Here is a 12,941-nt window from a genome sequence, read left to right as displayed (position 1 = left end):
TGTCCACAACGGGAAGTGGAACCCGAAAGCAGGAGGAAGCGCTATGTCATCCGATTTTCAGACGATTGCCTGGTTCGAAACCCTTGGCCGACGCGATGTCGCTGGTGTGGGCGGCAAGAATGCATCGCTCGGAGAATTGGTCCAGACGCTGGCAGCCGAAGGAATTCGCGTGCCGCCAGGTTTTGCGACCACCGCCGACACCTACTGGCTCTACGTGAAGGCCAACAACCTTGAGGAGCGCATGACCTCCCTCCTGGCGGACTGGGAGGCGGGCAAGACGACGCTGGCGGATACCGGGCAGGCGATCCGCTCGATCTTCCTGCGCGGCGACTGGCCGGAAGCGGTTTCGGCATCGATTACTGAGGCCTATCGGGAGCTGTCGCGGCGGGCCGGCGTGGTCGGTGTAGAAGTCGCCGTGCGTTCCAGCGCCACGGCTGAGGACCTGCCGGATGCCAGCTTTGCCGGCCAGCAGGAGACATTCTTGAACATCAAGGGCGAGGCCGCGCTCATCGACGCTTGCCGACGCTGCTACGCCTCGCTCTTCACCGACCGTGCCATCAGCTACCGCAAGGCCAAGGGCTTCGACCACATGAAGGTGGCGCTCTCCATTGGCGTGCAGCAGATGGTGCGATCCGATCTCGGCGGCTCCGGCGTCATGTTCTCCATCGATACCGAGACCGGCTTCGACAAGGTCGTGCTGATCAATGCCGCCTGGGGTCTTGGCGAAAACGTGGTTCAGGGGACCGTTGATCCCGATGAATACCAGGTGTTCAAGCCATTGCTGTCAAAGCCGGAGTTGATGCCAATCATCGAGAAGAAGCGCGGCGCCAAGGAGATCAAGATGATCTACGCGACCGGCGACAAGCCGACGCGGAACGTTCCCACCTCCAAAGCCGAACGCGCTGCCTATGTGCTGAACGACCGTGAGATCGTCGATCTGGCGAAATGGGCGGTGACGATCGAACAGCATTATGGCTGCCCCATGGATATGGAATGGGCCCGCGACGGCCGAACCGGCGAAATGTACATCGTCCAGGCTCGACCGGAAACGGTGCAGGCGCGTCGCGATGCCGGCGCTTTCCGCTCCTACTCAATCCAGAACAAGGGCAAACAGCTTGTAAAAGGCCTTTCCATTGGGGATGCCGTCGCCGCCGGCCAGGTCTGCCTGATCGAAAGCGTCAGAGACATCGACCAGTTTGTCGATGGCGCGATCCTGGTGACGCAGACCACCGATCCCGACTGGGTGCCGATCATGAAGCGCGCCGCCGCCATTGTCACGGACCACGGCGGACGGACCTCCCATGCGGCCATCGTCAGCCGCGAACTGGGCCTGCCCGCCATCGTCGGTGCCGGCAATGCGACGGAGGTGCTGCATAGTGGCCAGGAGGTCACCATTTCCTGCGCCGAAGGCGACGAGGGTTTCGTCTATGATGGGACCGCCGATGTCTCGGTGGAAGAACTGGATGTAACCCACCTCCCGGAGACCCGGACGAAAGTCATGCTGAACCTGGCTAATCCCGGCTCGGCCTTCCGCTGGTGGCGGTTGCCATCCGACGGCATCGGGCTTGCGCGCATGGAATTCGTGGTCAGCAACGCCATCCGCGTGCATCCCATGGCCCTGATCCACTTCGATACCCTGAAGGACGCCGCCGCCAAGGCCGAAATAGCAGCACTGACCGCCGGCTATGCCAACAAGCCTGACTATTTTGTCGATAAACTCGCACTGGGCCTGGGGCGGCTGGCGGCGGCGGTCTATCCGGCGCCCGTCATCGTGCGCATGAGCGATTTCAAGACCAACGAATATGCCGGGCTGCTGGGTGGCGCCGAGTTCGAGCGGGCGGAAGAAAACCCCATGATCGGCTTCCGCGGCGCCTCGCGCTATTATTCGCCGCGATACCGGGATGGTTTCGCCCTGGAGTGCCGGGCCATCAAGCGCCTGCGAGAGGAGATGGGCTTCAGCAATGTCGTCGTGATGATTCCGTTCTGCCGATCGGTCAGCGAAGCCGACAAGGTGCTGGCGGTCATGGCGGAAAACGGACTGACCCGCGGAGAGAACGGCCTCCAGGTCTATGTGATGTGCGAGATACCGTCCAACGTCATTCTCGCTGCGAAATTTGCCGATCGGTTCGATGGCTTTTCCATTGGCTCGAACGACCTGACGCAACTCACGCTGGGGGTCGATCGTGACTCAGGCGATCTCGCGGATCTGTTTGACGAACAGGACGAGGCCGTCAAATGGATGATCGAGCGGGTCGTGACGGAAGCGCGCAAGGCAGGCGCCAAGATCGGTCTTTGCGGCCAGGCCCCCAGCGACCATCCCGAATTTGCTGCCTTCCTGGTCGGGTGCGGCATCGATTCCATGTCCGTCACCCCCGACAGCTTCATTGCGGTGAAGCAGATCGTCGCGAAGGCCGAGGCAAAGAACGCTTAAAGCGACTTCGGCTGCGAAGCATAGAGCCGGTGGACATCGCTCCGCCGGCAAAGCTCCGTGCCCGGCGTCATCACCGTGGCCGCACCGGCCGCCAGACCGAAGCGGAACGCCTCCTCGATGCCGTGGCCTTCGGCGATCGACCAGGTCATGGCGGCGACGAAGCTGTCCCCCGCGCCGACAGCCGATTGAACCGGCACCTCGATCGCCGGCACACGCGTCACGCCACCGGCATGTGCCAGGATCGCGCCATCGCCGCCAAGCGTCACCGCGACGTTGTCGGCGATGCCCTTCCTCACGATTTCGAGGGCGGCTTCGCCCGCCGATTGATGGTCCAGCTCCCGCCCGACAAAGCTCTGCAATTCACCAAGGCTTGGCTTCACCAGAAACACATGGGATTGGGATAGGGTCTCCCGGAGCGCATCGCCTGAGGTATCCAGGATGAAGCGGCCACCGTTCTTGCCCACGATGTCAGCCATCCGCGCATAGGTATCGCTTGCTATGCCACGCGGTAGACTGCCGCTGGCGACGACATAGTCCGCATCGCTCTGCTCGAGCAGATCGAAAACCGGCATCAGTTCGGAAGCACTGACCTCAGGCCCTTCGGGAACAAAACGGTATTCGAGATTGGTCGAGGTCTCCCGGACATTATAGGCAACGCGCACCGGATCATGGATTTTCAGCGCATGCTGCACAATGCCAAGGGGCCTCAGCATGGCTTCGAGCAGTTCCCCGGTCGCGCCACCGGAAAAATAGAGAAGCTCGCAACGTCCACCCAGTTCGACGATGACGCGAGCGACGTTTATGCCGCCACCGCCGGCATGCTGCTGCTGGTCATGCGTGCGCGTCTTGTGGGTATGGCGAACCGTCTCTGCATCGGCTGAAATGTCGATGGCCGGGTTCAGAGCGATCGAAAGGATTTTCGACATGTGTTGCTGACCTTGTCACTGTGCCAGCGCAGACGGACCCTGCGCCACTACCTCTTACCTATCGAATGCGACACCCGGGCGACCATGACTTTGATCAAGGCTGGCAGCGCATGTATCTCGTGACCCCTAGACCTGTCCGCAGCATGTATCAGATGAACGGCCGCTTGGGAGGCTCCGAGGGGTGCCAGTTGGCAACGGCCGCCAAGCCGGCGGGGTCCAGCACCTCGCAACCCCGGTCAAGCCAGCGAATGAGACCTCGGGCAGCCAGCTTGCGCAGGGTCTTGTTTGTATGGACGATGGAAAGCCCCAACGTATCGGCGACATGAATTTGGGTTACGGGGATCGGGCCCCGCGCGCTGCCGGAAGGGCTGCAATATTTCTCTCGCTCCTGCAGGAAAGCCAGGAGGTAAGCGGCCCTTTCGACGGCCGACCGCCGGCCAATGCTCAACAGATGCTCGTCCAGAATGCTTTCTTCACGCGCCGCGATCCAGGTCAGATCATAGCTCAGGCCAGGATGTTTCTCGAAAAGCGAGAAAATCCGGCTGCGCTCAAAGACACAGAGCGTGATGGGGGTGAGCGCTTCGACAGAGTGCTGCATTTCCTCCATCAGCGCGCCCTGCAGGCCGATCATGTCGCCCGGCACTACGTAATTCAGGATTTGCCGCCGCCCGTCCTCCAGGATCTTGTAACGGAAGCCCCAGCCATCGAGCACCGTGTAGAGATGTGCACTATGCGTTCCCTCCACGAGAATGGTGGCGCCGGCATCGGCATTCAATTCCCCCGTCTTGAAGTGCGAAACGAAATCAACTTCGCTGGCGGTAAAGGCGCGAAATGCGGGGTTGTCTCTCAGCGGACAGTTCGAACAGGCAACTCTGGCCGTATTCTTGCGATTTTCCCCGTTCATGATGACCCCCGTATATGTCCCAGCAGAGATGACATGATTGCGCACGTCATGTCTTTTTTAAATGACGCATTTTCCAGCCCATGAAAAGAAAGGCGCCTAACGAGGATCAATCAATGCTCCAAACCCAGATGCGGGTTCTCATCGCCGATTCGCACTATCTGATTGCGATGGATCTCGAGCGGATTTTGACGGAAACACTTCTATGCGACGTCAGTCTGTGCCCGCTCACGGACCTACAGACCATGCTGCGTTCGAACAGCTACGATGTCGTGATGGTTGACGCAGTTTCGTCGTTGAAAATCAATCAACAGCACGTCGACGCCGTAAACGCTGCCGGCTCGCGGCCGGTGTTTCTAACGACGATCAATGATTTTCATCAGGCTTATCCGGACCTTGCCGCTTATCCCTTGCTTGAGAAACCTTTTGACCCGGATGCTGTGGCAGCGGTGATATCCAAACTTCGGGATGAGATTGCTCTGGCCCGCCCCGTGCAATGACAGGGCGGGAGGCCGTCTTATATATTGACTTGCTCGGTGATGCAGTCAGCCCAAACAAGAGAGGTTCCGGCCAAGTTCCATGTATCGATCTGGGCGGATTGCTTTACACGGCAAAGGCGCGCTTCGTCACGGCCGCACTGTGGGCATCCGGACCATAGTCAGCCTCGCCCGTGACACCCAGCAACTCCTGGAGTTTGTTACGCGCGCGGTTGATGCGGCTCTTGATGGTGCCGACGGCGCAGCCGCAGATCTCGGCCGCCTCTTCATAAGCAAAGCCCGAAGCACCCACCAGAATAATGGCTTCACGCTGGTCGCTTGGCAATTGTTCAAGCGCCCGCTTGAAATCCTGCATGTCCAGCGAGCCGTATTGCTGGGGATGGACTGACAGCTGCGAGGTGAAGATGCCATCGGGATCGGACACTTCGCGGCCATGCTTGCGCATCTGCGAATAGAATTCGTTGCGAAGGATCGTGAAAAGCCAGGCCTTGATGTTTGTGCCCGGCTCGAAATGATCCTGCTTGGCCCAGGCCTTCATGATGGTGTCCTGCACCAGATCATCGGCCGCATGGTGCCGGCCGGTCAGGGATACGGCGAAAGCCCGCAGGCTGGGAAGAGCCGCGAGCAAGTCCTTTTTGAAGGTACGTGCGATCACCGGATCCTCAGAAATCATGGCGGACCCTCCCTGCTTCCATCGAAGATGCGTCGGACATTTGCCCGGCCGAGGACCGTGAAGCGGCTTTGCGTTCCGCCTCATCCAGCTTCTCAAGAAGCGTGAGCAGCCGGTCCGGAATCTCTTCGTTCTGGATCGAACTGTAAAATTTACGAAGCTGAACGGAGATGCCCGCGCCGACATTGGCATCGACGCTTTCTTCCGTCCTCTCCATACTCATGGACTCGTTGAATTGGGTCATCAGGTTCCACATGTTTCGTTTGCGTGCACCAACAACGGACGGCTTTGTAGAAAGTTCCGGCGAGATTTGATTTTGAGCACCCCACCGCTGCATGGCCGCCATGAATTTTCTGCATTGGCACGGTGACCGGCAGGAACTTCCACGAACACTTCTGCGTTACCGAGCCATTCAACAAGGAGAAGTGACATGCTGTATTATTCCCTGGTATTCCTGGTCGTCGCTCTGGTCGCAGGCGTTCTTGGATTTGGTGGTATTGCTGGCGCATCGGCCGGTATCGCCAAGATCCTTTTCATGATCTTCATTGTGCTGTTCCTGGTCTCCCTGGCAAGCCGCTTGATCCGCCGCGCCTAAACACGTTGACCGTCATGCAACGAATAAGCCCGGACCCCCGGGCTTATTTGTGTTTTCAGCGGACGAAAATAGCAGAGCGCTTGGGCTTCCACTTCCCTAGGCGAAGGCCAGCACCAGACTGCCGACAAGAATAGCCCCCAGCAGGGCGGAAGCGATCCACAACAGCGACGAACCCGAGGCTGCGCCGCTGGACGCCTGCAGCGACTGGCGGCGGACCGAATACTTCGCAAAATCCCGAGTCAGATTTTCTGCTTCTGTCACATCCATGATCACCCCTCCTGTCACCGGCTCGCGACATCGCCACGAGGCGAAGCAAAGGCGGTTTCGCGCGCTGGCCTCTCAGTCAATGCGCCTGCGAGCTTTTGCGGATCGATCGACCGACGGATCTCCGGCTTTCCTGCAAGAAGAGCAGGGTCCACCGGAATGCAATCTCCGTAGACAAACTGTGCAAATTGCTTCGCCTTCTGAACTTCCTTGGGCATGGCCCTTTGGCATTCGGAAGGCGATTTATAGGAGGCGACAGAGAGGGGTTCGTTGATGCAGCCTGATCCATCTGCATGGCAGGCGATAATCACCATCAGGGCTGCAAAACTGTCCATCTTTCGCTCTCCTTTAACGAAAGATGAACGCTGCCCGGTAAACAAAGTTCCCGTTAACGCTATTGCAGCGGCATCGGTGCGTCACTCTGCGCAGCCACGGGATGGATGAGCTCGTGGATGAACTGCAGCTTGGCTATGACCGGTTCTGACAACACAAAAGGATAGAGATCACGCTGGCCCATGGCTCTGTTGATACCATTGACGGCCAGGGTCAGGGGTACCCAGGCGTCCACCAGCACTTGCGCATTCAGCGCCTTGTAGGCATCAAACGTCGTCGTCAAAGCCGGGTCATTGGTAACGGGATCTGTCCGCAGGCCATAGGCATGCGCAGTCTCCAGAGCGTCCACAATGTGGAAGTAGTGGGCCCAGGTCTCGGCAAAATCCTCCCAGGCATGGCTGGATGCATAGGCACTGATGAAGGCCTGTTCCCAGCCGGGGACTGGGCCGTTTTCATAGTAGTTCTGCAGCGCCTGCCCATAGTCTTCGCGATCATCACCGAAGATTTCGCGGCAGCGATCGGCGAGACCCGCGTCCCGCACCAGGCGATCCCAATAGAAATGGCCAACCTCATGCCGGAAATGGCCGACGAGCGTGCGGAACGGCTCTCCCAAAGCCACGCGCCGTGTCTCCCGCTCCGCATCGGAGCCTTCGGCAATATTCAAGGTAATGAGGCCGTTGAGGTGCCCGGTCAACACCGGCTTGTCCGAAGGCGTTGCATCATCTGACAGAAAATCGAAACCGAGGCCGCCCTCCGGATCGTCCACCCGCGTTACCAGGGGCAACCGGAACCGGATCAGCGAATAAAACAGATGGCGCTTGGCCGCCTCAATGCGCCGCCAATTGTCCACGTTGTCGGGATTATCGAGGTTCGGAATGGTCAGGTTGTGGCGACACGCCAGACAAAAAGTATTCGGGTCACCCTCCGCCACCAGCCAGTTGCAGGCGTCATGCTCGGCATTGGCGCACAACACAACCAAATGATTAAGCCCACGCTCGACAGCGACCCAATGGTCGTCCTCGGGCTCCAGCGCCACCATGTCCAGATGGTCAGGCCGAAACCCAAGCCGCCGGTGGCAGGTGACACAGGCCGTATTGTCGAAATGCACAGTGTTGGCGCAACCCGAACAGGTAAAGAGGCGCATGATCGCGTGTCTCCATGAAAAAGAGAAAGAATGCCACCGACGACGTCGGCAGACACTGATGTTGGGAATGCGCAATGAACGACGGCACGGAGATTTTGTTCCGGCCGCTACTGACTGTCAGTCCGCCGCTTCGACTGGGAATACCAGTTCATAAACCAGCCGGCCGCCGTGAAATTCCAGGCTCGCGCGGCCGTTGACCGAGGCGGGAACAACCCGCTCAAGAACAGTGCTGCCAAATTTAGGCTTCGCCGCTTCCGTCTCCGGCTCCGGCTTCGCACTGAACGGCTCGTTCCACGTGACTGTGATCATCTCTCCCTCGGCCGCCACCGACCGACGACAACTCACTTCGATCGCCGAATGCTGGCGCAAGAAGCTACCATGGCTCACCGCGTTGACCGCCAGTTCATGCAGGGCCAGCCCGATATGCAACGACGCATTTGGCGACAACAACACGTTTTCGCCAGAAAAATGCACGAGACCTCGGTTTTCGGGCACGTACTTTTCGACCTGCTGGGTCAGCAGGTCTTTAAAATAGGCCCCTCGCCAGCTGGAATCGGTGATGAGATCTTGCGACTGCGACAGCGAATGCAGTCGTCCGCGAAATTTGTTGAGGAAGCCTTCCAAGGTCCCGGAGTAACGCGCGGTCTGGAAGGCGATGCTCTGGATGATTGCCAGCAGGTTCTTCGATCGGTGGCTCACCTCTCGCAATAGGGCGCGCAGCAATCGCTCGCGTCGACGCTCCTCCGTCCGGTCTATCACCGTCGTCATCAGATAGGTCGCGCCATCGGTCATCTGAATCATGCTGCAGCGAAAATCGAAGGCGCAATCGTCCGGGACCAGGACCTCGATTTCTGCCTTGTCGCCGGGCGCACGCAGGCTTTCCTTCAGCGTCATCAGCCGCTGGCCAACCTCCTCGCCGAAGATCAACGTGTCGGTGAGTTCGCCATCTTGTGGAAGCGACCAACGCGGCGGCAGGGTGGTGATGCAGATGTAGTCTCCCTTCGCGCTCTGAAGGGTCAGGCTGACGCCGACGTCAAGCAAGGCGGATATGAAAAATTCGCGCAATTGCGCGTCCCCGCCCTGAGACCTAAACCATGTCAGCCTGTGTACCAATGTCTCAACTCCGCCGACCGGACGACCCCATTGTCACTATTTGTGCACAAACACCGTCGTCGCAAGGGCGATCGAACCAGCTAAAATATTTTCAGCCATGCCAGATCAATATTCACGACGGCTTACCCGGCCTTCCGGCCGGGTGAAACCGAGAATGCAATACTTGATGCAATGGACTCCGGCACGTTTGAAACGACTTACGCCTTTTCCAAAACGCCTTCGTTGAAGAACAGCGCCTGGCTGATCAAGGCTTTCACCATGTCGGGATTGAACGGCTTGGTGACAAGGAAGGCCGGCTCAGGTCGTTCACCGGTCAACAGCCTTTCGGGGAAGGCCGTTATGAAGATAACCGGAACGGAATCCGACTTGAGGATATCGTTGACGGCGTCGATGCCCGAGCTTCCATCCGCAAGCTGGATGTCGGCAAGAATCATCTTCGGATTGGTCCGCTTGTAGAGTGCCATCGCCTCGCTATGGGTGCGCGCAATTCCGGTCACGCTATGGCCGAGCTCTTCCACCATCTGCTCGATGTCGAGCGCGATCAGCGGCTCGTCTTCGATGATCATGATGTCGGTTGCGACCTGCCTCGAGATTTCGACGGAAGCTTCGTTGAAAAGTTGCATGAAGCCCTTCTCGTCCACACCGAGGATTTCGGCCGCTTCGTCGCGGCTGAAGCCTTCGACCGAAGTGAGGAGGAAAGCATGACGCGCTCTTGTCGGTACCGCTGCAAGATTGGCAGCTGCTCGTTTTTCCCACGCAAAAGGCGAAGACGACGGCCGGATCTCGATATTGGTCGAGTCGAAGATGGTCACGAACAGCTTGTACAGTGCCACCCGGTCGTCGCTGGTTTGCGGAAATACCGACAGATCGGCAATAAGAGCCTCAAGCACGGCGGCGACATAGGCATCGCCAGACGTCTGTGAGCCGGTGACGGCACGTGCATAACGCCTCAAATAGGGAATATGCACGGCGACGCGGGCGGTAATAGACATACGATATCTCCAATTGGCAGAGAGCTGCAAACAACCCTCTTAACGTCGGCCTGCAAAAAAAGTTCCACTGGTGAGGAACATTTTTTTTCGATCTTCGTTCCCAGTGTACTAAATAGTCAATAGCGCGATCGGCTGGGAAGCAGGAATATGACGAACGAAAATTCTGGCGAGAAGAAAGCTCGAAAATCTTCAGGCTCCCGCCGCAACAATGCCAATACACTAATCGGCACGAAACTTCGCACCTATTACGACGCGATCGTGGAAGAAGGGACGCCGGACCACCTTCTCGATTTGTTGCAGCGCCTGGACGAGGCCGAACGCGAGCTGTCAAAAAAGTAGATCGCGTCAAGGTTTTCCTTATTTCGAACTGCGACCCACACCCTTCGATTTTGCAAGCGCATAAGCCAGGCACGCGACGACCACAGTGCTCGCAATCGGACTTTGCCGGATCATCACCGGAAGCAGGGGATGAAGCGCACCCATCAGTTGTCCCTGGAAAGGCGCCATCGCACCCTGCATCGACAGCGCCTGCTGCCGCAGGATCAAGGCCTGCATCCGCGCCCGCCTGTCCAGATAGCCCATGATCGCAAGCGCGATGAGAGCGGACGCAACCGCCAGCGCAGCGACCAGAAACGCTGCCGTTATGGGACCTTCCTCCCGCGCTACATAAAGGCATAGGCCGACCACCAACGCCACATAGGCAGTCAGAAGCAACAGGCCGATGACGAAATAACCGACAATGGACCGCTTGATTGCCGCAGGCGTGGGCAGCACCCCGCCCATCGCAGTCATTGCAAGTCGCTCGAAAAGCTGAAGCATGGTGAATCAGCGCCGCGTCAGGAGGGCAGCGATAAAACCAATGCCGGCAGCGATACCGATGGCCTGCAGGGGACGGCTGCGGATCTGCGCCTCCAAATCCTGCTCCATCGACGCCAGGCTTGAGCGGGTCGCTTCAATCGCCTGCGCCGACCGCTCCGCAACGTCGGCACCCACCATCGTTGCCCGATCGCCAGCTTCCTTGACCTTTGCATTGCCAAAGGCTGCGACGATCTTGGTCAATTCGCTGATGTCCTGGCTGAGTTTTTCCAACTGCTGCTGCACATCGGCTGCGGTCGCCTTGGAGTCGTTGATGTCTTCGACTTTGATGCCGGCCGTGCTTGCCATTGATGCTCTCCTTGCGCTGGACGTCTATCGACGAGGACTTGTTCAGTGTCGCGGTCAAAACGCGCAAAGGTCGGGTTTGTTCCAAGCCACGGGAGATATTCCCGCCACAGGCACACTGAGCACTTAGGACTGCGGCGGGAGCGGAATTTGCATGCGGATGGCCAATCCGCTGCCTGTAGCGATGCGATCAATCAGGCCGCCGAGTTCAGAGCCGATGTTGATATCGACGAGCCGGGTTCCAAATCCTCGCTTGGATCCATTGAATTGCGTGAGGGTGCGAACCTCTCGCCATTCCAGTTCCAGACGCTCTTCGCCATCCTGATCGACAACCCGCCATCGCACAAGCACTTCACCATCGGCCGCACCTGCTGCTCCATATTTCAGCGAGTTGGTCGCCAACTCGTGAAATGTCAGGCCCAGAGCCTGGACCATGCGTTCCGTCAGCCTGACATCCGGACCTTCGAGGCGCGTGCTGTTGAGTGCCGGGCCAAAGACGGGCGCAAGCTCCAGCTTCAGGAGGCTGCGCAGATCCGTTTCCCGTCCCTGAGACCGTGTCAGCACGTCCTGGGCGGCGACCATCGCCTGAAGCCGGGTCGCAAACGACGTGTTGAACTCCTGGATGGACTTGGAACTCAGCCCCGTTTGCCGGGCAATGGCGATGATCCGGGCAATCGAGTTTTTGATGCGATGCTTCGTCTCATGCAGCAACAACTCCTTTTCATCGGCGGCCTTCTCGAGCACATCGTTCACCTCGTGCGCCATGTCGCGCGCGCGCGTCCACCAAAGCGCCGCGAGCGTCGCCAATATGGCGAGCATCGCGAAAATCGTTGAGACAGCATAGGTGAAAACGGGGGGCGCGAGCTTGTAGCCGGGACCCGGCCGGGCGGTGACGGTCCACTCCCGCCCTCCGATGATCACGGCCTGCGATGCCTGGAATGCCTCGGAGAAACGTTGCTCCGCAAAATTGGAGGATTGGTAGAGGACGCTATCCAGATCGCTGGTGGTATCCCGGGTCTGTATTTCGATTTGCGCCGGCTTGGCGTCGCCCAAAACTGCGCGGTGCAGGGCACCGGCCTGAAATGTCGCCTGCACAAACCCTTGAGGGCGCCCGCCATCCTGCGGGGCCGATGGAACGGCACGATAGGCGAAGAAACCTTTTTGTGTGGCGTCACTCCTGCCCGGAAACAATTCCAAGGGCACTGTGATGCTCACCTGGCGGTCCTGCATCGCCTTGATGATGGCTTCCCTGCGGGACAGTTCCGAGAACATGTCATAGCCGAGCAGCCCTCGATTTCGCTCATCCTGAGGTTCTATGAGCGATATGGGCGTCCGCATCGGCTGTTGCGTCGCCGGCCAGACTTCCCTTGTTATGGCATAGTCGGCTGCGAGTCGGTTGACGACGGCCGCTTCCGCACCGGTTGCCACATAGGGAGCATAGCCAATGGCTTGCACGCCGACGTAAGCGTCCTTGAGACGCAGGCTTTCGATATAGCGTCGAAACAGCGCTGCATCGACCTGCTCTCCGGCCACCGAGGCGAGAGCAACTGTGGAGTCCAGCAACCCGAATTCTCGCTCCACATGCTCATGCAAGCGATCTATCAAGGCATCGGCCGTTACCTGAAACGACGCCACGGTAGCGGCGTTTTCAGCGCGGTGTGCCGCACTCGAGCCGATCACTCCAATCAAGACGAAGACGACAAAAACGCCCCAAACGAGGCGCCCCCTGTCACGGGAAAAAGACGCGGCTGCAGGACGCAAGCGGCGAGACTTGGGTTTGGACTTGTTGGCGGACGCATCCCCGCCGGCCCCTCTGGACCGCGAGCCCTCGCCCTGCCTCGGTGCGCCCGATTCCCGCCCCAGCGTTGCAACAATTTTCCGCAGCAAGCCGGAACTCCCGCGATTCAGGCGCGT

At 59.0% G+C, this 12,941-nt stretch carries 16 protein-coding genes; 4 read left to right on the top strand and 12 right to left on the bottom strand.

Features of this window, described 5'->3' with window-relative positions; genetic code table 11:
• The first annotated feature begins 43 nt into the window (after positions 1-43).
• Positions 44-2,431, top strand: a complete 2,388-nt coding sequence (gene ppsA / locus B9A97_RS17985) for a phosphoenolpyruvate synthase (RefSeq protein WP_084366744.1) — start codon at positions 44-46, stop codon at positions 2,429-2,431.
• Here ppsA and B9A97_RS17980 read toward each other — a convergent pair.
• Positions 2,428-3,357 (bottom strand): 1-phosphofructokinase family hexose kinase, encoded by a 930-nt coding sequence (locus B9A97_RS17980; protein WP_084366743.1) that lies wholly within the window; start codon positions 3,355-3,357, stop codon positions 2,428-2,430. The two genes, ppsA and B9A97_RS17980, sit on opposite strands and share 4 nt — an antisense overlap.
• A gap of 148 nt (positions 3,358-3,505) precedes the next feature.
• Positions 3,506-4,261 carry a Crp/Fnr family transcriptional regulator gene (locus B9A97_RS17975; protein WP_084366803.1) on the bottom strand — a complete coding sequence of 252 codons (756 nt, stop codon included), beginning with the start codon at positions 4,259-4,261 and terminating at the stop codon, positions 3,506-3,508.
• Between the two features lie 113 nt (positions 4,262-4,374).
• Between B9A97_RS17975 and B9A97_RS17970 the strand changes: the two genes are divergently transcribed.
• Positions 4,375-4,758: a response regulator gene (locus B9A97_RS17970; protein ID WP_084366742.1), complete on the top strand. Its 384-nt coding sequence runs from the start codon at positions 4,375-4,377 to the stop codon at positions 4,756-4,758.
• Between the two features lie 103 nt (positions 4,759-4,861).
• On the opposite strand, the gene B9A97_RS17965 is transcribed toward B9A97_RS17970, so the two are convergent.
• Both B9A97_RS17965 and B9A97_RS17960 read right to left on the bottom strand, forming a co-directional pair.
• Positions 4,862-5,428, bottom strand: a complete 567-nt coding sequence (locus B9A97_RS17965; protein ID WP_084366741.1) for an RNA polymerase sigma factor — start codon at positions 5,426-5,428, stop codon at positions 4,862-4,864.
• Complete coding sequence (locus tag B9A97_RS17960; RefSeq protein WP_143530569.1) at positions 5,418-5,771, bottom strand: NepR family anti-sigma factor; 354 nt, start codon at positions 5,769-5,771, stop codon at positions 5,418-5,420. The genes B9A97_RS17965 and B9A97_RS17960 overlap by 11 nt, the downstream gene beginning before the upstream one ends.
• A gap of 84 nt (positions 5,772-5,855) precedes the next feature.
• Here B9A97_RS17960 and B9A97_RS17955 point away from each other — a divergent pair, with 84 nt between their 5' ends.
• Positions 5,856-6,020: a DUF1328 domain-containing protein gene (locus B9A97_RS17955; RefSeq protein ID WP_084366739.1), complete on the top strand. Its 165-nt coding sequence runs from the start codon at positions 5,856-5,858 to the stop codon at positions 6,018-6,020.
• 96 nt (positions 6,021-6,116) lie between these two features.
• Here the strand turns inward: B9A97_RS17955 and B9A97_RS29815 are convergent, their stop codons facing one another.
• From B9A97_RS29815 to B9A97_RS17935, 5 genes are all read right to left on the bottom strand, one after another.
• Positions 6,117-6,287 carry a hypothetical protein gene (locus B9A97_RS29815; protein WP_179145328.1) on the bottom strand — a complete coding sequence of 57 codons (171 nt, stop codon included), beginning with the start codon at positions 6,285-6,287 and terminating at the stop codon, positions 6,117-6,119.
• Positions 6,288-6,301: 14 nt separating this feature from the next.
• Positions 6,302-6,619: a hypothetical protein gene (locus B9A97_RS17950; protein WP_084366738.1), complete on the bottom strand. Its 318-nt coding sequence runs from the start codon at positions 6,617-6,619 to the stop codon at positions 6,302-6,304.
• Between the two features lie 59 nt (positions 6,620-6,678).
• Positions 6,679-7,761 (bottom strand): zinc-binding metallopeptidase family protein, encoded by a 1,083-nt coding sequence (locus B9A97_RS17945; RefSeq protein ID WP_084366737.1) that lies wholly within the window; start codon positions 7,759-7,761, stop codon positions 6,679-6,681.
• A gap of 117 nt (positions 7,762-7,878) precedes the next feature.
• A complete protein-coding gene (locus tag B9A97_RS17940) occupies positions 7,879-8,826 on the bottom strand; it encodes a sensor histidine kinase (RefSeq protein WP_244564275.1) in 948 nt (315 codons plus the stop codon).
• A gap of 245 nt (positions 8,827-9,071) precedes the next feature.
• Entirely contained in the window at positions 9,072-9,866 is a 795-nt protein-coding gene (locus B9A97_RS17935; protein WP_084366735.1) for a response regulator, read from the bottom strand.
• 147 nt (positions 9,867-10,013) lie between these two features.
• On the opposite strand from B9A97_RS17935, the gene B9A97_RS17930 reads away from it, so the two are divergent.
• A complete protein-coding gene (locus B9A97_RS17930; protein ID WP_084366734.1) occupies positions 10,014-10,205 on the top strand; it encodes a NepR family anti-sigma factor in 192 nt (63 codons plus the stop codon).
• An 18-nt stretch (positions 10,206-10,223) separates the two neighbouring features.
• Here B9A97_RS17930 and B9A97_RS17925 read toward each other — a convergent pair whose 3' ends face one another.
• From B9A97_RS17925 to B9A97_RS17915, 3 genes are all read right to left on the bottom strand, one after another.
• The gene (locus B9A97_RS17925; protein ID WP_143530567.1) at positions 10,224-10,685 is read right to left on the bottom strand and encodes a hypothetical protein; all 462 of its coding nucleotides are present in this window, start codon (positions 10,683-10,685) and stop codon (positions 10,224-10,226) included.
• A 6-nt stretch (positions 10,686-10,691) separates the two neighbouring features.
• Entirely contained in the window at positions 10,692-11,030 is a 339-nt protein-coding gene (locus B9A97_RS17920) for an ElaB/YgaM/YqjD family protein (protein ID WP_084366732.1), read from the bottom strand.
• Between the two features lie 123 nt (positions 11,031-11,153).
• Positions 11,154-12,914 carry a CHASE domain-containing protein gene (locus B9A97_RS17915; RefSeq protein ID WP_084366731.1) on the bottom strand — a complete coding sequence of 587 codons (1,761 nt, stop codon included), beginning with the start codon at positions 12,912-12,914 and terminating at the stop codon, positions 11,154-11,156.
• Between the last annotated feature and the right edge of the window lie 27 nt (positions 12,915-12,941).

This window comes from Rhizobium sp. RU36D, assembly GCF_900176345.1.
In the GTDB taxonomy this organism is placed as follows: Bacteria; Pseudomonadota; Alphaproteobacteria; order Rhizobiales; family Rhizobiaceae; genus Allorhizobium.
Note: the sequence above shows the minus strand (reverse complement) of the source record. Positions and strands in the feature narration are given on the sequence as shown.